Source organism: Agrobacterium tumefaciens (assembly GCF_013337285.1).
In the GTDB taxonomy this organism is placed as follows: Bacteria; Pseudomonadota; Alphaproteobacteria; order Rhizobiales; family Rhizobiaceae; genus Agrobacterium; species Agrobacterium burrii.
The window spans coordinates 516,292-533,764 of sequence record NZ_SUPW01000001.1; the positions used below are offsets into that span (position 1 = coordinate 516,292).

General features: G+C 58.9%; 17 protein-coding genes and 1 tRNA gene. 2 read left to right on the forward strand and 16 right to left on the reverse strand.

Annotated elements, in window-relative coordinates; all coding sequences use genetic code 11:
• Positions 1-94: 94 nt before the first annotated feature.
• Complete coding sequence (locus FCH38_RS02495; RefSeq protein WP_153513554.1) at positions 95-352, forward strand: heavy-metal-associated domain-containing protein; 258 nt, start codon at positions 95-97, stop codon at positions 350-352.
• Between the two features lie 445 nt (positions 353-797).
• On the opposite strand, the gene FCH38_RS02500 is transcribed toward FCH38_RS02495, so the two are convergent.
• The 16 genes from FCH38_RS02500 to FCH38_RS02575 form a co-directional block, all read right to left on the reverse strand.
• A complete protein-coding gene (locus FCH38_RS02500) occupies positions 798-2,291 on the reverse strand; it encodes an ABC transporter substrate-binding protein (protein ID WP_174372737.1) in 1,494 nt (497 codons plus the stop codon).
• Between the two features lie 238 nt (positions 2,292-2,529).
• Entirely contained in the window at positions 2,530-3,540 is a 1,011-nt protein-coding gene (locus tag FCH38_RS02505; RefSeq protein ID WP_174372738.1) for an ABC transporter ATP-binding protein, read from the reverse strand.
• Positions 3,541-3,551: 11 nt separating this feature from the next.
• Positions 3,552-4,616, reverse strand: coding sequence for an ABC transporter ATP-binding protein (locus FCH38_RS02510; protein WP_149897860.1), 1,065 nt, complete (start codon positions 4,614-4,616; stop codon positions 3,552-3,554).
• Between the two features lie 139 nt (positions 4,617-4,755).
• The gene (locus FCH38_RS02515) at positions 4,756-5,664 is read right to left on the reverse strand and encodes an ABC transporter permease (RefSeq protein WP_174372739.1); all 909 of its coding nucleotides are present in this window, start codon (positions 5,662-5,664) and stop codon (positions 4,756-4,758) included.
• Complete coding sequence (locus FCH38_RS02520) at positions 5,654-6,598, reverse strand: ABC transporter permease (RefSeq protein WP_174372740.1); 945 nt, start codon at positions 6,596-6,598, stop codon at positions 5,654-5,656. The genes FCH38_RS02515 and FCH38_RS02520 overlap by 11 nt, the downstream gene beginning before the upstream one ends.
• A gap of 69 nt (positions 6,599-6,667) precedes the next feature.
• Positions 6,668-7,156 carry a Cu(I)-responsive transcriptional regulator gene (cueR, locus tag FCH38_RS02525; protein WP_149897863.1) on the reverse strand — a complete coding sequence of 163 codons (489 nt, stop codon included), beginning with the start codon at positions 7,154-7,156 and terminating at the stop codon, positions 6,668-6,670.
• Positions 7,157-7,167: 11 nt separating this feature from the next.
• Positions 7,168-8,190, reverse strand: coding sequence for a 2Fe-2S iron-sulfur cluster-binding protein (locus FCH38_RS02530; RefSeq protein WP_174373119.1), 1,023 nt, complete (start codon positions 8,188-8,190; stop codon positions 7,168-7,170).
• 13 nt (positions 8,191-8,203) lie between these two features.
• A complete protein-coding gene (locus FCH38_RS02535) occupies positions 8,204-10,708 on the reverse strand; it encodes a heavy metal translocating P-type ATPase (protein WP_174372741.1) in 2,505 nt (834 codons plus the stop codon).
• A gap of 163 nt (positions 10,709-10,871) precedes the next feature.
• A tRNA-Leu gene (locus tag FCH38_RS02540) sits at positions 10,872-10,957 on the reverse strand.
• 138 nt (positions 10,958-11,095) lie between these two features.
• Positions 11,096-11,824, reverse strand: coding sequence for a nuclease (locus tag FCH38_RS02545; RefSeq protein WP_149897864.1), 729 nt, complete (start codon positions 11,822-11,824; stop codon positions 11,096-11,098).
• A 186-nt stretch (positions 11,825-12,010) separates the two neighbouring features.
• Positions 12,011-12,544 carry a MerR family transcriptional regulator gene (locus FCH38_RS02550; RefSeq protein WP_046798879.1) on the reverse strand — a complete coding sequence of 178 codons (534 nt, stop codon included), beginning with the start codon at positions 12,542-12,544 and terminating at the stop codon, positions 12,011-12,013.
• Between the two features lie 267 nt (positions 12,545-12,811).
• Positions 12,812-13,150, reverse strand: a complete 339-nt coding sequence (locus FCH38_RS02555) for an integration host factor subunit alpha (protein WP_003502236.1) — start codon at positions 13,148-13,150, stop codon at positions 12,812-12,814.
• A 242-nt stretch (positions 13,151-13,392) separates the two neighbouring features.
• A complete protein-coding gene (locus FCH38_RS02560; protein ID WP_174372742.1) occupies positions 13,393-14,364 on the reverse strand; it encodes a beta-ketoacyl-ACP synthase III in 972 nt (323 codons plus the stop codon).
• A gap of 4 nt (positions 14,365-14,368) precedes the next feature.
• Positions 14,369-15,430, reverse strand: coding sequence for a phosphate acyltransferase PlsX (gene plsX / locus FCH38_RS02565; protein ID WP_149897867.1), 1,062 nt, complete (start codon positions 15,428-15,430; stop codon positions 14,369-14,371).
• 100 nt (positions 15,431-15,530) lie between these two features.
• Positions 15,531-16,094 carry a YceD family protein gene (locus tag FCH38_RS02570; RefSeq protein ID WP_174372743.1) on the reverse strand — a complete coding sequence of 188 codons (564 nt, stop codon included), beginning with the start codon at positions 16,092-16,094 and terminating at the stop codon, positions 15,531-15,533.
• A gap of 8 nt (positions 16,095-16,102) precedes the next feature.
• Positions 16,103-16,642 (reverse strand): ubiquinol-cytochrome C chaperone family protein, encoded by a 540-nt coding sequence (locus FCH38_RS02575; protein WP_174372744.1) that lies wholly within the window; start codon positions 16,640-16,642, stop codon positions 16,103-16,105.
• 270 nt (positions 16,643-16,912) lie between these two features.
• On the opposite strand from FCH38_RS02575, the gene FCH38_RS02580 reads away from it, so the two are divergent.
• A complete protein-coding gene (locus tag FCH38_RS02580; RefSeq protein ID WP_149897870.1) occupies positions 16,913-17,443 on the forward strand; it encodes an outer membrane protein assembly factor BamE in 531 nt (176 codons plus the stop codon).
• The last annotated feature ends 30 nt before the right edge of the window (positions 17,444-17,473 follow it).

Genomic DNA, 17,473 nt, shown 5'->3' on the forward strand with positions numbered 1-17,473 from the left:
ATCGCTGCATTAGCGCAAATAAAGCGCTTGACCTTCCCACGTTGGAATAGTCCAGGCTCTCCCTGTTAGAATTCCAAACCATGGAGAACCGCCTATGTGCAATGGCCATCAGCACCACCACGAAACCACCACTGCTGCCCCTGTCGGCGCAGACCTTTCCTTTCACGTTGAAGACATGACCTGTGGTCACTGCGCCGGTGTGATCAAGGGCGCGATCGAAAAGACCGTTCCCGGTGCTGCCGTGCATGCCGATCCCGCAAGCCGCACCGTTGTGGTCGGCGGCGTCTCCGACGCGGCACAGATTGCCGAAATCATCACGGCTGCTGGCTATACGCCGGAAGCACGCGCCTGAACTGAAGAACACCGGCGGCGCTTTATCCATGCCGCCGCCGGATCGCCTTACCCGCTTCACGTCGAATTTGCGTGACGGCCATCGGACGACTTGAACGTTCGTTCTTCTTATCTCCCCCAGACGGCGGATGCCCTCTCCCTTTTTGATCAGGGATGACGGTGGAGGTTTTCCCGAATTTTGAAATCCGTGTTTTCAGGCACCGCGCGTCAGTCGTACCGCATTTGACGCTAAAAATTGCATATGCGCATGCCGTCAACCCGGAGGAAAACCGGGGCCAGCGCCATCAAGTCCTTGATCGCGAGAGACTCATTTCTCACAGCGCAGACGCGCCGTGGCTGGATGCCGGCTCAAGGCCGGCATGACGGAGAAAATCCTGCGTCCCTACCATCACAAAGACCCGGCTCTTGCGAACCGGGTCTTTATTTTTCGGCAATATCACGCCAGCTCACTTCGTCGCCAGATCCTTGGTCATGACAAAGTAGTTGAGCGGATGGGGCTTGTAATTCTCAAGCTTGGCGGAATAGGCGTCGAACACCGTCTCATGGATGAGGAAGACGGAGACGGCTTCGTCGTAAATCTTCTTCGCTGCTTCGCTGTAAATGGCGTAACGCTTGGCGGGTTCGGCCGTCGCATAAGCGGATTTGATCAGCTTGTCGGTCGCCTCATTGCAATAATGCGAGATATTATAGCTGCCGCCGCAGGTATAATCGGCATTGAGGAATCCGGCGGGTTCGGCAACATCGGTGGCATAACCGCGCGACAACAGTGCCATATCGAACTTGCCGGCCAGAAGATCAGGCTCAATTGCGCTGTAATCGGCAACGCGAACATCAACCTTGATGCCGAGCTCCTGCAACTGCGCCTGAATGATCGCCGCGACATCCTTCAGTTCCGTCTTTGCCGTATAGGCAAGCAGCGTCACCTTCAGGCTGCCGGGTGCAATGCCCGCTTCCTTCAGCAGATCCTTGGCTTTTTCCACGTCATAGGCAGGCTTGGCCTCCTTTGCAGCCCATGGCTCACCCGCTGCGAACGGCATGGCCGCGCCCTTGACCGCACCTTCATAAATGCTGTCTGCAATGCCGCCCGTATCGATGGCGGCCTGGATCGCCTGCCGCACTTTGAGATTGTCGAAAGGCGGCCTGGAGTTGTTCAGCAACAGCTCCGTGATGCGGGGCGACGGGATGGGCGCGACCTTGACGCCGTCGGTTGATTCGATGGTCTTGACGGTCCATGGCGGAACGAGGCGCGAAATCTGTGCTTCCCCGGTTCGTGCCTGGGTGGCGCGGGTATCGGCATCGGGCACGAAATTTACACGGCCGCCCGAAAGCTTCGGCATACCGCCCCAATAATCATGATTGGCCATCAGCATCATATGCTGGCTGGGATCGACCTCCGTGATCTTGAAAGGTCCGGTGCAGGTGCCGACAGGATCGACCTTGCCGTCCTTATAGGCTGATGGTGCGAGAATGGAGGTGGCGGGGCTGGCCATCTGCGCCGGCAGCAGCACCGATGGCTCGAGCGTCGTTATCTTCACGGTATCATCACCGCCTGCTTCGACGGCAGCGATCAGCTTGGGTGAAAAGGCGCGGGCCGGAACCGGGGCCTGCAAAAGATTGGTTAGCGCATTAACCGCGGCCTTGGCATCGAGCGCTTCGCCATTCTGGAATTTGACGCCCTTGCGCAGTTTGAATTCCCATACCTTAGGGCCGGTCTGTGTCCAAGATTCAGCCAGACTTGGCTCCAGTTTCATGTCGTAACCGACACGTACCAGGCTTTCGAAACAACCCGCGCGGGAGCCGAGATAAGCATCGTCGGACGCCATCTGCCAGCCGGTCTTCACCCCGAAATTATCGTCATAGGTAATCGTGCCGGCCTTTGCGGCACCAGCTCCAAACGAGGTCACGATGGCGCATGTCGCCAAAAGTGCGTGCTTCATCATAGAATATTCCCCTTTTATTTTTGATGATAACGCTCACAATTCATTTATTTTCATGAAATTCCCGATTAAATTTCCTCAAGTCAAAAGACAAAAGAATATCCAGTGGATACTCAACGAATATCCATCTGAATATCATTTATTTTATTGCTCTATACTCGGAATTTAATTCCGATATTCAGCCTCAGACACACGATTCATCTGTTTTTACCAAAGCACAAAACCGCAACTGCTTTATGGCTCAACCCCATTCCCGCCAATGGTGGCAACGCGCGAAATGCTCTCCCGCAACACCCTCCAGCACCGGCTCTTTTTCGCTGCATATCGGCGTCGCATATTTACAGCGGGTGTGAAATTTGCAGCCGCTCGGAGGATTGAGCGGGCTCGGCAAATCGCCGTCCAGCAGCATTTCCGGCGCATAAAGGCCGGTTTCATCCAGCATCGACGAAGCGATCAAAGCCTTGGTGTAGGGATGTTTCGGCGCACGAAAAAGCTCTTCCCGGTCGGCGATTTCGACGATCCGCCCGAGATACATCACGGCGATACGATCGCAGAGATAACGCACCACGCGCAGGTCATGGGAAATCATCAGAACCGTCAAACCATGGCGGCGTTTCATGTCCATCAGCAAGTTAAGTATCTGCGTGCGCATGGAAGCATCAAGCGCTGAGGTCGGTTCGTCGCAGACAAGGAAGCTTGGATTGAGCAGAAGCGCGCGCCCGATGACGACGCGCTGCAACTGCCCGCCGGAACACTGGCTCGGATAACGATCGAAAAAGGAGGCATCGAGACCGACTTCCTCCAGCATCCTGAACACACGCGCTGTGCGTTCTTCCCGTGTGCCAACGCCGTGCTGGGCCAGCGGCGCTTCCATGCTTTGCCCGATGCGCATGCGCGGATCGAGAGCGGAATAGGGATCCTGAAACACCAGCTGCACGGTCCGGCGCATGCGCCGCAGCGTTTCGCCCTGCATGTGCAGAATATCGTGTTCGCCGATGCTGACCTCACCTTTCGTCGCGTGGGTCAGCCGGGTAATCAGCCCGGCGACGGTGCTTTTGCCGCATCCGGACTCACCGACGAGGCCGAGCACTTCACCCTCGCCAATGGTCAGGGACACATCGTCGACGGATTTCACCACCCGGTGACCGAGACCGGAGATCGGATAATATTTGCAGAGGTTCCTGGCGACCACATAGGGGTGGCTTTTGCTATCAGGTGATGGCGGGGTCTGTTTTACAGCTGTCAATTGCATTGTCCCCTCCTTCAGCAGATCGCGTGATTTGTATGACTATCGGCATGCTCGTCGCCGACCGCCCAGCACCGCGCCTTGCGCCCTTCCGGCAGGGCATTCAGATCCGGTTCCGACGCCATGCACCGGCTGCCCATGCCGGCCGATTTGGCAAGCGCGCAGCGTGGATGGAACCGGCAGCCGCAGGACATATCATGCGCCTGCGAACTCGATCCGGGGATCGTCAGCAACTGTCCTTCGCTGTCGGTGGTCAGAAGCGAGCAGCTGATCAGCGCCTTGGTATAGGGATGCTGCGGCGCCTTGAGGATTGCCTGTGTCGGCCCCTCCTCGACAATGCGGCCGGCATACATCACCGCAATCCTGTCCGCGAAAGCGGCGACGACCGACAGGTCGTGGGTAATGAGCAGCGTGGCCAGTTGCCGCTTGCGGCGTTCGTCATCCAGCAAGCGCAATATCTGTGCCTGAACGGTGACATCGAGCGCCGTTGTCGGCTCATCGGCGATCAGCAGCTGCGGATTGCCTGACAGTGCCGCAGCAATCATGACACGCTGCGCCATGCCGCCGGAAAGCTCATGCGCGAAACATTGCGCCCGCGCCGATGGGTCCGGAATTCCAACGTCGGATAACATGCCGACAACCCGGTTGAGCGCAGCACTGCGGCTCATCTTGCGATGGACCCACAACGGCTCGGCAACCTGTGTCTTCACCCGGCTGGTCGGATCAAGCATGGCCTGCGGCTGCTGGAACAACATGCCGATTTCGGCGCCGCGCAGCGCATCGAGTTGCGAGGATGAAAGAGCAAGAATATCCCGCCCGGCAAAGGTAATGCGGCCGGAGGTGATTTCCACGCCGTGTGGCAACAGCCGCATCAGCGACAGCGCCGTCATGCTCTTGCCGGACCCGGATTCGCCGACAAGTGCAACGACCTCCCCGGCTTTGACTGATAGCGTCAGGCCAGAGATAATGAATTTCCGGCCATTGTCGGTCGGCACCGAAACGTGCAGATCCTCGATCTCCAGAAGCGGTGTCAGCTCCGGGGATATCGCCGTATCGGCATGCGTGTGTCCTTCGATATTCATAAGAGTTCCCCTTATTTTTATTGAATCGGAGGCATTTGCGTATTTTCATGCGGCTTCAGACGATATTACTCTCCTTCCAGTTCCTTTGCGTCTGCAATGTTTGACGATCGTCAAACCGGTCGCTGTCTGTTGACAGGCGTCAATGACCGTTCTGTTTTTTGGTCTCCAGGTTCAGCCCATGGCCGATCCACGTCACGCTGAGCGCTGCCAGAAAGATCGCCAGGCCGGGTGCGATGACCAGAACGGGCATGCGTTCCGCATAGGCCTGCGCATCGGCCAGCATCAGTGCCCAGTCGGCGGCCGGCGGCTGCACGCCGAGACCCAGAAACGACAAGCCGCCGACCGTGATCAGCTTGTGGCCGAAACGCAGAAACGCCACGGCCGCAATCGGCCAGATCGTGTTCGGAATAATATGCCGGAAGATGATGAAGCGCCTTGTGCAGCCAAGCACTTCCGCCGCGCGGATATATTCGCGGGAATTGATCGACAGCGTCAGTCCGCGCGCCAGCCGCGCAAATGGTGTCCAGCCGACAATCGTCAGCGACGCGATCAGGGTACCGTATCCCGGCCCGAAGATAGCGACGAGGAAGATGGCGATCACCACGTCCGGTATGGCGATGAGCAGGTCGACAACGCGCATCAGGATTTCATCGAGGATACCGCGGCTGCGGCCGCTGATGATGCCGACGAAAGTTCCGATACCGACCGACAGAATGACGGTGATGGCGGCAATCGTGACCGTGAAACGGCCGCCGATCAGCAATCGGCTGAGCACGTCGCGGCCCAGATGGTCGGTTCCCAGCCAGTAGGTGGCGCTTGGCGCATTCAGCCGCAGGCGAAGGTTCTGCTGTGCGGGATTATAGGGCGATATCCATGGCGCGATGACCAGCAGCAGGATGATGACGAGAAAGATCGCCGATCCCGCATAGAAGGTCCAATGCCGCCGGCTGATGAAGTCCGTGAACCGGCTGAATGTCGACGGGCGCTTGGGCGTGTTGGTCAGGGGCAAGGCGGCTACCGGCGCGCTCGGGAAGTGGCTAATGGTCATTGTGACCTCGCATTGCTGGATTGATCAGGACATAAAAGCCGTCGGCCAGGGTATTGATCAGGATGGACAGGGCGACGATGCAGATGAAACCACCCTGCAGCATCGGGATGTCGCGATTGACCACGGCGTCATAGAGAAGCCGACCCATACCTGGGATGGCGAAGATGACTTCCACGACCACCGATCCGCCAAGCAGGCCCGCGAGCCACAATGCAAAGAAGGTGACGACCGGCAGCGAGCCGTTGCGGACACCGTGCCGCAGGACCGTGCTATGCATGCCGAGACCCCGGCTGCGGGCGGCGGTAATATAGGGCGCGCGTAGAACTTCGGCCATCGCCGCACGCGTTACCTGCGTGAAATAAGCGAGCGGGCGCAGCGTCAGGGTCAAGGCGGGAAGCACCAGCGAACGCCAGCTGTCCCATCCTGCCGACGGCAACCAGCCGAGATAGAGCGCAAACACCAGCGCCGACATCGGCGCGAACCAATATTCCGGCGTCGCAACGAAGGTCTGGATCATCAGTGTCGCGAAATTGTCGAGCCGCCCGCCCGGGCGCATCGCCGCCAGTGTGCCGAGCGGCAGGGCAACGGCGACCGCGATTGCGAGCGCCGTCAGCGCCAGCGTTACCGACACGCCGAGGGAGCGCAAAAGCTCGCCGGCCACGGGCTGGCTGCTGGTGAAGGAAAAGCCCAGATCGCCACGCAGCGCGCTCGACAGCCATGCGAAATATTGCACATAAAGCGGCCGGTCGAGCCCGAGGCTTATCCGCAGCGCCTCGACCGCATGCGGATCGAGCGCGGTATCGCGCATGCGGGAAAACAGGATGGTGCGGGCCGGATCGCCACCCGCCATATAGGGCAAAAGAAATGCGATGACGGAAACGATCGTCAGCATCAGGCACAGAATAAGGAAGCGTTGCAATATCTGTATCCACATGGCCCGGTTTCCTTCACTACAATTGGCATTTGCTGCAATCGACGATCAGTTCCCGATGGGAACAGCTGTTTATTTCATGAGACGCGATAATTCCGTCGCCACGCCGGAGGTGCCCTTCAGCATTCCGGAGCGCTTGGGCACAACCGCTACCGGAACAAAATCGGGATCTTCGGATTGCGCCAGATCCTGAATGATCGGGCAATCCGGCTCGCCATTGTCCGGGCAATAGGTTGCGAGATTTCGAAGCGTGTCGGCCATGTCGCGGAGCGAATGCATCTTCGCTTCCAGATCCACGACATGTTCCATGACGATGCGTTTGACATCGCAGGACGCACCACCGGGATCACGCCACAGCATCATCAGCTGCCTGATCTTTTCTATCGAAAAACCGAGGTCGCGTCCGCGCCTGATGAAGCGCAGCGTTTCCAGATCATTGGCCGTATAGACCCGGTATCCGGCATCCGTGCGGTTTGCCGATTTGATCAGGCCGATCATCTCGTAGTGGCGGATCATCTTTGCAGAAACACCTGAGGCGGTGGCGGCTGTGCCGATATTCATGGATCCTGCTCCTATCTGTCCGGGGTGAAAAACACGTCTGCATGAATGTCGGCGGCGCGCATGCCCCGCGCCACCAGTTGCGGCACGGTTGCCTCGATCATCGCCGGCGGTCCTGCAAGATAGGCCTTCCACCCATCAAGATCGTCGAAATCATCCGCCACCGCATTGCCGACATAACCGCACCGCATCTGCGCATGTGGCTCATTGGAGAGAACCGGAACGAAGCTCAGATTGTCGTGCCGCGCGGTAAGCGCCTCGAAATGATCGACCATATAAAGGTCGCGCAGGGCGCGGGCGCCGAAATAGACATGGATAGGACGGTCCCGGCCCGTCATTTGCCCCGTTGTAAGAGCAGCCTCGACAACCGCCTTGACGGGCGCCAGACCCGAGCCGCCGGCAATGCCAAGGATCGGCCCGCAATGTTTTTCCCGCAGGAATGACGACCCGAAAGGCCCCACCAACGTGACAGGATCACCCGCCTTGGCCTGCGCGAATATATGGCCGCTTGTCAGCCCACCCGGCACATGCCGGATGTGGAATTCGATCAACTCCTCGTCGACCCGGCTGGCGATGGAGTAGTCGCGCGGCGAACAGTCCGGGTAAAGCAGGCGCACATATTGACCGGGTTTGAAGGTAAACTGCGCGCGATCGTCGAGCCTGATGCGGATGAGCTTGATATCATGTGTCGCATCCACAGCTTCCGCCACTACGCCCTCAAAGCGGCCAGTCGGAATATCAGCGAATTCGTCCTCACCGTTGAGCCAACCGATCGTCACGTCGCTCAGCGGCACGGCGCGGCAGGCGAGCGTCAGGCCTTCCGCCTTTTCCTCTTCGGTCAATGAAAAGGGCGTGTGCTTGAGGAGATCGATCTCGCCGGAGACGAGATGCGACTTGCAGGCGCCGCAGCGGCCCATGCGACAGCCGTGCGGATAGGTGATGCCTGCCGCCAGCGCGGCCTGAAGCACGGTTTCGCCTTGCGCCGCCATGATGCTGCGTCCGATCTGCGGCAGATAGATTGTGTTGCCAGGCGTCATCATATCCGCCCTCCTATTCGGCCGCTGCGAGCTGCATGCCAGCCGCTTTGTCCACCAGCGGGGCACGGAAGCTTTTCAGGCGCAGCGCATTTGTCAGGACAAATACGCTGGAAAGCGCCATGGCTCCGGCGGCAAGGACAGGCGACAGCAGAACGCCGTTGACAGGATACAATATTCCGGCCGCTACGGGAACGAGTGCTGCATTATAGGCAAAGGCCCAGAACAGATTCTGACCGATATTGCGGATCGTCGCCTTGGAAAGCGCAATCGCATTGGCAACACCGCGCAGATCGCCGGACATCAGCACCACATCGGCGCTTTCGATGGCGACATCCGTGCCCGTGCCGATGGCAAGGCCGACATCGGCTGCCGCGAGCGCCGGCGCATCGTTGATGCCATCACCGACAAAGGCGACGCGCCGGCCGCCGGCCGCCAGTCTCTTCACGGCCTCGACCTTGCCATCTGGCAGCACTTCCGCCACCACCTCATCGATGCCAAGGCGGCGAGCGATGGCTTCCGCCGTGCGGCGGTTATCGCCCGTGATCATCGTGACTTTGAGACCCAGCGCATGCAGCGCCGCAATCGCCTCCGGTGTCGTCGGCTTTACCGGATCGGCAACGGCAATGATCACGGCCAACCTGCCATCGACGGCGGCATAAAGCGGTGACTGCCCTTCCCTGCCCAGCCGCTCGGCATCGCCGGCGAACATGGAAACATCGTAACCGAGCTTCGTCATGAAGCGGTCCGCGCCCGCTTCGACCTTACGGCCATCGACTATCGCCGCCACGCCGAAACCGGGGGTGGCCTCGAAGCCCTCCGCATCGGCAAGCGTCAGGCCGCCATGTTTCGCAGCCTCAACGATTGCCTCGGCGATCGGATGTTCGGAACGGCTCTCAAGCGAGGCAACAAGACGCAACACCTCATCCGGGTCAAAGCCCTCAGTCGTGGTGAAATGCACCAGTGTCGGCTTGCCGAGCGTCAGCGTACCGGTCTTGTCGACGGCGATAACATCGGCATCGCGCAGCGTCTGGAGCGCGTCGCCGCGCCTGAACAGCACACCCATCTCGGCAGCGCGGCCGGTGCCGACCATGATAGAGGTGGGGGTAGCAAGGCCCATGGCGCAGGGACAGGCGATGATGAGGACTGCGACAGCGTTGACAAGCGCGAAGGTCAAAGCCGGGTCCGGCCCGAACACGAACCAGACGACGAAGGTGACGAGCGCCGCCAGCATCACCGCCGGCACGAACCAGTTGGTCACCTTGTCCACCAGCGCCTGAATGGGCAGCTTGTCGGCCTGCGCTTCCTCTACCATGCGGATGATCTGCGCGATCAGCGTATCGGCGCCCACCTTGGTGGCGCGGAAGGTGAAGGAGCCATTGCGGTTGACCGTGCCGCCGACGACCTCGGAACCCGCGGTTTTCGTCACCGGGATCGGTTCACCTGTTATCATCGATTCATCGACATAAGAGGAGCCATCGAGCACCAGGCCATCGACGGGCACCTTTTCGCCCGGACGAACGACAATCACATCACCAGTCTGCACATCCTGCAACGGCACGTCGATGGTTTCGCCATTGCGCAGGACGCGGGCCGATTTGGCCTGCAGGCCAACCAGCCGCTTGATCGCCTCGCTGGTGCGGCCCTTGGCGCGCGCCTCGAGAAAACGGCCAAGCAGAATGAGCGTGACAATAACGGCCGCCGCCTCATAATATACATTGGCGGTGCCGCGCGGCAGGATTTCCGGCAGGAAAGTCGCGACCACCGAAAATCCCCAGGCGGCGACAGTGCCCAGCACCACCAGCGAATTCATGTCGGGTGCGAGCCGTAAAAGTGCGGGTATGCCCTTCTTGAAGAACCGCAGACCGGGTCCGAAAAGAACAAGCGTGGTCAGCGCAAATTGCAGATACCAGCTTTCCTGCATACCGACCGTTTCCATCACGAAATCATGGATGGCTGGCACCAGATGCGAACCCATCTCCAGCACGAAGACCGGCAGTGTCAGGGCAACGGCCACGGCAAGACTGATTTTCAGACCGCGCAATTCGGCTTCGCGCCGGTCCGGCTCATCACCCTTGGCTTTGTCCGCGGCGATCTCACTTGCTTTATATCCTGCCTGCCTGATTGCTTCGGCCAGTCTGGCGGCAGAGACGGCACTGCCGGCAACGCGGACGGTGGCGCGTTCCGTCGCCAGATTGACGCTTGCATCGGAGACACCGGCGACAGCCTTCAGCGCCTTCTCCACGCGTCCGACGCAGGAGGCGCAGGTCATGCCCTCAATATCGAGTTCGATGGTTTTCTCATCGACGCCATATCCGGCATTCCGCACGGCTGCGATGACAGCCATCACATCGGGCGGGCCGGAAAAGGCAATATCGGCGCGCTCGGTAGCGAGATTGACCGAGGCCTTGAGAACCCCCGGCACTTTAGCAATCGCCTTCTCGACGCGACCGACGCAGGAGGCGCATGTCATGCCATCGATCGCAATCTGATGACTCGCCCGGACCTCTATTTGTGACATGCGTATGACCCCTCTTTTCTTTATATCGAAAAAGATAGGGCTTCCCATCGTGGCAAGGTCAATAGGTTCTTTTTGATGATTTTCAAGAAGAGATGACGCGCACGTGAACGGTGGGTTTTACGCCGGCTCAGGACTTGAAACAGGGGATAAATCAAAGAGAAGTTGGTGCGGACGGCGGGACTTGAACCCGCAAGACCAATGGTCGGCAGATTTTAAGTCTGCTGCGTCTACCGATTTCGCCACGTCCGCATTGCCGCGCCGCCTGCCGATCCGGCTCCGGCGCTGCAACTTGCTTCGTCATTATTCGGTGCAGGATTAAACAGTTCCGATCCCGAATGCCGACAGCGCCTCATCTACACAGGCAGAACGGTTGCGGTCAACGGGGCCTCAGCCACACCAGGACTGATTTTTTGCAGATGCCGGATGTGCCAGCCCTTCGCGTACGAGCTGATCGGCAAAGGAGACGCCCGAACGCGAAAGCCGTTTGCGTTCCATGGCTTGCCCGCTGGCACCTGCGGAAGAGGCGACATCGAAGGTACCGGCATTCAGCATGTCGCGAAGCCTGACCTTGGCAATGAAACCGCGCTGACGCTCTTCCATGCAGCGCGCCCGGTCAATCTGCGGAACCTCGATGCCGGCGAGCTGCATTTTCACACCCTTCATCCAGAAGGTGTTGCCGTCGGCCACGCAATTGTTAAGCCCGGAGCGGCCACAAAAGGCAAAAGCACCGCTCTTTTCGCCGATCGAGATTTTTTCGACCGTGGGGCGGGTTTCCGGCAGGATGGCAGCGACCTTGCTCTGCGATGACGTGGATGGCATGGCGATGGAGCGTGGCGGCACCGGCCCGTTGCCGGGCGAAACCGGCGATGCAGGCCGAATGCTCGCCACCTTTTCCGGCGCGGCCGCCTCGCGTTTCGCTGCGGTTGCGAGTTTTGGAGAATTCGTCGTCGTGGATGTTGCCCTCGCAACATGGCGCTGCGGCAGAAGGCTGTCGCGATGTTCGTAAGCCTGAATGCCGCCGCCGACGAGGCCCAGCATCAGGACCCAGGGCCAAATGCTGCCGCCGCCAGATTTCTTCGCCGTGCGGCGTCGCGCTGCCGGTTTTCGATTGCTCACGATCGGACTCCTTCTTTACGGAGCCGCATTATCGGCCAAAGGAGTTTCCGAAAGGTTGGCGTTTTAGAGCGTTTGCGCTTTCTTCGAATCACGAAAACGCTCTAACTCTTTGTTTTGGCGCATTTCCGGGCAGAAAACCGGGTACACTTTTACTGGAATTGCTCGAACAGATCTGTGGATAAACGATCAGCGAACCTGATCGAGAAGCCGCTTGCATTCGAGCAGATCGAACAGGGCCTCCTGCAGCAGCGCCTGATCATCCTTGCCGATGCCCGATTTGCCGACCGATATTTCCGCATCGCTGTTGCCGCCGCCGAAGCCGAAGAAGCGACCGCTCGGCTTGGCCTTCGGACGGCCGACGACCTCGTCCCCATCGGTATCGATGACGCGTGGTTCGGCAACTTCCTTTTCACCACTCGCCGCCATGATGGCTTCCATGGTTGCGAGATCACCCGAGGCAATGGCGGCCACGAAACGGTTGCCATTGGCTTTCAAAAGCTTCTGCACGCCCTTGATGGTGTAGCCATGATCATAGAGAAGATGGCGGATACCCTTCAGGAGATCGATATCATCCGGGCGGTAATAACGGCGGCCCCCGCCCCGTTTCATCGGCTTGATCTGCGGAAAGCGTGTTTCCCAGAAACGCAGCACGTGCTGCGGCAGGTTCAGCTCATCCGCAACTTCACTGATCGTCCGAAACGCGTCGGGGCTTTTGTCCAAACTACCACTCCCATCCGGACCTGGAGCGTCATGCATCCAGCCGGGTGCTGAACAGAACGCTTCTCACCCGCCGCACATAGCGCCGTCGCGAAAACCGTATCCGATCTTCACGCCGATGCCTGCCACGGCAAGATACCAATTATTAAAATTGATTATGATGCGAGTCGACCGGATTTCAACGGCTTGCACGTTGAAATTCAAGCATGTTCACAAGAAGAATGGGGAAAAGGGCTTGCCATATGGCAAAAATGCCTTGCCGCAGCCGGCTTACGCCCCGGCCTTCTGGCCCTTTTGCTTGGCCTTGCGGGCCGTATGCGCCTTGAGAATGCGCTGCTTCAGCACATTCGACGCCTTGAAGGTCATGACGCGTCGCGGCGAAATCGGAACTTCCTCACCCGTTTTCGGGTTGCGGCCGATACGCTCGTTCTTTTCCCTGATCTGGAATGTCGCGAAGGACGACAGCTTGACGACCTCGCCACGGGTGATCGCGTTGCAAATCTCGTCGATGATCGTCTCGACCAACTCGGCGGATTCGGTGCGGGACAGCCCGACTTTACGAAACACAGATTCTGCAAGATCTGCGCGTGTCACTGTCTTCCCGGCCATTTTTCCCCGCAAACCCTGTCTGAATTTTTCTCTAGGAGCCGCCGAGATTATTTCCCTTGTGGCGACCGGTCAAGGGATTGTTCCAGATTCATTTGAGGCTTTCGGCAATCAGTGCAAGGGCTTAGGGCGCCCGGCGCGGTTTTGCCGCAACCACGGGGCGCTCAGGTGCGACGAATGAGGCCCCGGCCACAAAAAATACAACCGATTTCGCGTCCGCGCCTCCCCGCAGAATGAATTTGCCGTTACCAGCGCAGCAGCACCGCACCCCAGGTGAAACCGCCGCCCATGGCCTCCAGCATGACCAGATCACCCTTCTTGATGCGGCCGTCACTGGCCGCAACGGCCAGCGCCAGCGGAATGGATGCGGCCGAGGTATTGCCGTGTTTGTCGACGGTGATGACCACTTTTTCCGGATCGATGTTGAGCTTCTTCGCCGATCCGTCGATGATGCGCTTGTTGGCCTGATGCGGCACGAGCCAGTCGAGATCGTCCGCCGTCGTGCCCGTCGCTTCGAAAGCCTGCTCGATAACGTCGGTGATCATGCCGACGGCGTGTTTGAACACTTCCCGGCCTTCCATGCGCAGATGGCCGACGGTGCCTGTCGTGGAGGGTCCGCCATCGACATAGAGCTTTTCCTTGTGCGAACCGTCGGAGCGCAGTTGCGCGGTCAGGATACCACGATCGTCAGAGGTCCCCTCGCCTTCACCAGCTTCGAGAACGATAGCGCCTGCGCCATCGCCGAACAGAACGCAGGTGGTGCGGTCCTTCCAGTCGAGAATGCGCGAGAATGTTTCAGAGCCGATAACCAGAACGCGCTTGGCCATGCCACCGCGAATATAAAGATCGGCGGTCGCGACGGCATAGACGAAACCGGAACAGACGGCCTGCATGTCGAAGGCGAAACCATGGGTCATGCCGAGGCGATTCTGGATATTCACTGCCGTTGCCGGAAAGGTGTTGTCCGGAGTCGACGTCGCCAGAATGATGAGGTCGATATCATCAGGGGTCAGACCGGCATTGTCGAGCGCAGCACGGGCCGCCGCCTCGCCGAGCGAAGCTGTCGTTTCGCCTTCACCGGCGATATAGCGCTGCCGGATGCCCGTGCGCTGCACGATCCATTCGTCGGTGGTCTCGACGACCCCTTCAATTTCGCTGTTGGTCATGACACGCTTCGGAAGCGCTGCCCCGAAACCACGGACTATAGAGCGGATCATTCCCTTATTCCTCGTCAGCCACAAGAGCTTCGGGCGCCGGGGGCGGAAGTCGTCTTGCGTGGTAAATCTTCAGATCATTTTCTATCTTGGCCGTCAGACCGTTGTGAACCATGTCGTAGCCGACATCCACGGCGGAGGCAAAACCAATGGCATCCGTGCCGCCATGGCTCTTGATGACAATGCCGTTCAGGCCGAGAAACACGCCGCCATTGACCTTGCGCGGGTCCATCTTTTCCCTGAGCACATCAAAGGCGCTTTTCGCCAGAACATAACCGATCTTGGCAAAGAAGCTGCGGGAGATCGCCTCACGCAGCAGTGTGGTGATCTGGCGTGCCGTGCCTTCGGCGGCTTTGAGTGCGATATTGCCGGTGAAACCTTCGGTCACCACGACATCCACCGTACCCTTGCCGATATCGTCGCCTTCAACGAAACCGCGGTAATCGATGGTGCCGAGATCGGCTTCGCGGATCAGACGTCCGGCCTCACGTACCTCTTCCTGACCCTTGACCTCTTCGACGCCGACATTGAGCAGGCCGACGGTCGGGCGGTCGATATCGAAAAGAGCGCGCGCCATCGCGCCGCCCATCAGGGCGAAATCCAGCAATTGCTGGGAATCGGCGCCGATCGTCGCGCCGACATCGAGAACGATGCTTTCGCCTTTCAGCGTCGGCCAGATGCCGGCGATGGCCGGACGTTCCACCCGCGCCATGGTGCGCAAACAGAATTTGGCCATGGCCATCAGCGCGCCGGTATTGCCGGCGGAGACCACGACATCCGCCTCACCAAGCTTCACCGCCTCGATGGCGCGCCACATGCTGGAGACGTAGCGGCCACGGCGAAGCGCCTGACTCGGCTTTTCGTCCATGGCGACCGAGACTTCACAATCGTGAAAGACCGACTTTTCCCGAAGCGCGGGATATTGTGCCAGAATGGGTTCGCATTTGCTCTTCTGCCCGTAGAGCAGAAAAGTTACATCGTTGTGCCGTTCAAGCGCCTTGGCGGCACCGGGTATGGCAACATCTGGGCCGAAATCGCCACCCATGACGTCAATTGCAATTCTGATCACTCGTCCCTTATCCTTTTTGCCGCCACTCAAGCGGATTTTGCGCGAAAATACCTTTTCCGGCTTTTGTTACAATAAAATTATTTCAGCCCAACGGGGCCATTCAGTCTTTTTTCCAATCTTTTAACGCGGCGAAAGGCGACGGGCGCTTTTCTTCTTCCGGCTCATTGTCGGCGGTTTCTGGAAATTCCGCATCCGGCTTGCGCGGATAAGGATCGATCGCAAGGGCGGCGAATTCCGCAACCGCGGCACCGACATCGATGCTGTCGCCGGTGAACTGGTCGGGAATGTCAGGGCCATCGGGGTCGAGTACGATCTCGCCTTCCTCATTGGTGACCATCCGCGCCAGCTTCGATCCTTCCGGCACGAAAATATGCTCCACAGTCTCGTCGATCTTGCTCATGACCGGCTCCAGCGTCACGACGCAGGACTGGGTTACGGCCGCATGCACCTCGCCCTTGATCTTCACGCCATCCTTCTTCCACCGGGTAACCTGCAATTCCGCCTTCAGATATTCGACGGAAACCACATTCCAGAATTTCGCCAGCGCTTTCAGCTCCTCGGCATTGGCTTCGAGACCAATCCTGACGGGATTGGCGGAAATATGGCCTACCTTTACGGGATAGGAAAAAGGCAGGTCGTCATTTGCGGCGTGTCGCGTGTTCATGGTGAACCTCATCGTCCAGGCAAGGGCAGCGTCAGGCTTCCGGTTGCTATTGTTTCTTCGGAACCGGCGGAAAGGGCTGAAGAGGCTTCCATCATCCAGCCCGCCAGCCCGTCCAGCGTCGGCGCCGTCTCGTCTGCCTGCGGGTATATATTGCGCCGGAGCGCTGCGGCAAGGGCAACGGCGTCGGATGCATCCAGCGCCGCTGCATAGGATTCGAGCCGGCCATAGAACATGCCGGCGAATTTCTTCATGCGTTTCGGTACACCCTGATCACCGATACCGAGTTCACGGATGGAGTGATCGATATCCTGAAAAAAGGCGTCGACGATCTCCTGCGCGATCTCCTGACCGCTGACCCCGGAGGATTTGGTGCGGCGGAAATAGAGAATCATGATGACCGACAGCATCTCGAAGCGGCCCATCACGGTATCGGGAACGCCGAGATCGAGATAAAAACCGGGCGTGCGGGCGGCAGCCGTCAGGATATCATATTGCCGGTCGACTATGGCGCGATTGTTGTTTTTCTTCTTGAACAGCCCGAATATCATCGTTTTTTTCCGAACGGGACCGGTGAATTCACTTACCACCCATCGCACTTGTTGCATGATCGTCAAAGCTGGTTTACCGAAGCATCCACGAATTGCAATGCTGTCACGGTCACGTTCGTCTTTTGGCTGAAACAGTCGAAGAGAACCGGAGGAGTTCCAAAAGACCGGGAAAGCATTGAATTTGGGGGGTGATCGGGATTTTCCGTCCCCGGATTGACACAATCATGTGCACAGACACTGTGCACCACGCAATGCCGGAAGGTGCCATTCATGATCGCAGTCGGGGAAACGCAGTTGAGCAAGCAGAAATCCGCAAGTCACGGCAAAATTCTGAGCAAGACGGCCATCGCAATCGTACTCGCATCCGGCCTGCTTTCCGCCTGCACCAGCACCACCGACGTGTTCCACAACGGCTACGTCATGGACGAACAGTCGCTTCAGCTGATCCCGGAAGGTTCCAGCCGCGAGCAGGTTCTTCTGACCATGGGCACGCCCTCCACCACGGCGACATTCGGCAACGAGGTGTTCTATTACATCTCGCAGAAGCGCGTGCGCCGCGCTGCCTTCATGAAGCCGACGCTGGTCGAGCAGAACATTCTCGCCATCTATTTCAACAAGGACGGCGTGATCGAGCGCAAGGCCAATTACGCGCTGCAGGACGGCAAGGTCTTCGACACGATTTCGCGCACCACCCCGACCGGCGGCAAGGATCTCACCTTCCTGCAGCAGCTGCTGTCGGGCGGCACCTCGGGCGCCAACATCGCCAAGAGCATTCTCGGCCAGGGCAACAACACGCCCTGACCGGCAGTCAAAAGCATTCGCAAAATCAAA

Excerpts from the sequence above, each read along its gene's own strand:
- FCH38_RS02495 (WP_153513554.1), top strand. The coding sequence starts at position 95 with ATGTGCAATGGCCATCAGCACCACCACGAAACCACCACTGCTGCCCCT.
- FCH38_RS02500 (WP_174372737.1), bottom strand. The coding sequence starts at position 2,291 with ATGATGAAGCACGCACTTTTGGCGACATGCGCCATCGTGACCTCGTTT.
- FCH38_RS02505 (WP_174372738.1), bottom strand. The coding sequence starts at position 3,540 with ATGCAATTGACAGCTGTAAAACAGACCCCGCCATCACCTGATAGCAAA.
- FCH38_RS02510 (WP_149897860.1), bottom strand. The coding sequence starts at position 4,616 with ATGAATATCGAAGGACACACGCATGCCGATACGGCGATATCCCCGGAG.
- FCH38_RS02515 (WP_174372739.1), bottom strand. The coding sequence starts at position 5,664 with ATGACCATTAGCCACTTCCCGAGCGCGCCGGTAGCCGCCTTGCCCCTG.
- FCH38_RS02520 (WP_174372740.1), bottom strand. The coding sequence starts at position 6,598 with ATGTGGATACAGATATTGCAACGCTTCCTTATTCTGTGCCTGATGCTG.
- cueR (WP_149897863.1), bottom strand. The coding sequence starts at position 7,156 with ATGAATATCGGCACAGCCGCCACCGCCTCAGGTGTTTCTGCAAAGATG.
- FCH38_RS02530 (WP_174373119.1), bottom strand. The coding sequence starts at position 8,190 with ATGACGCCTGGCAACACAATCTATCTGCCGCAGATCGGACGCAGCATC.
- FCH38_RS02535 (WP_174372741.1), bottom strand. The coding sequence starts at position 10,708 with ATGTCACAAATAGAGGTCCGGGCGAGTCATCAGATTGCGATCGATGGC.
- FCH38_RS02555 (WP_003502236.1), bottom strand. The coding sequence starts at position 13,150 with ATGGCCGGGAAGACAGTGACACGCGCAGATCTTGCAGAATCTGTGTTT.
- FCH38_RS02560 (WP_174372742.1), bottom strand. The coding sequence starts at position 14,364 with ATGATCCGCTCTATAGTCCGTGGTTTCGGGGCAGCGCTTCCGAAGCGT.
- FCH38_RS02570 (WP_174372743.1), bottom strand. The coding sequence starts at position 16,094 with ATGAACACGCGACACGCCGCAAATGACGACCTGCCTTTTTCCTATCCC.
- FCH38_RS02575 (WP_174372744.1), bottom strand. The coding sequence starts at position 16,642 with ATGATATTCGGGCTGTTCAAGAAGAAAAACAACAATCGCGCCATAGTC.
- FCH38_RS02580 (WP_149897870.1), top strand. The coding sequence starts at position 16,913 with ATGATCGCAGTCGGGGAAACGCAGTTGAGCAAGCAGAAATCCGCAAGT.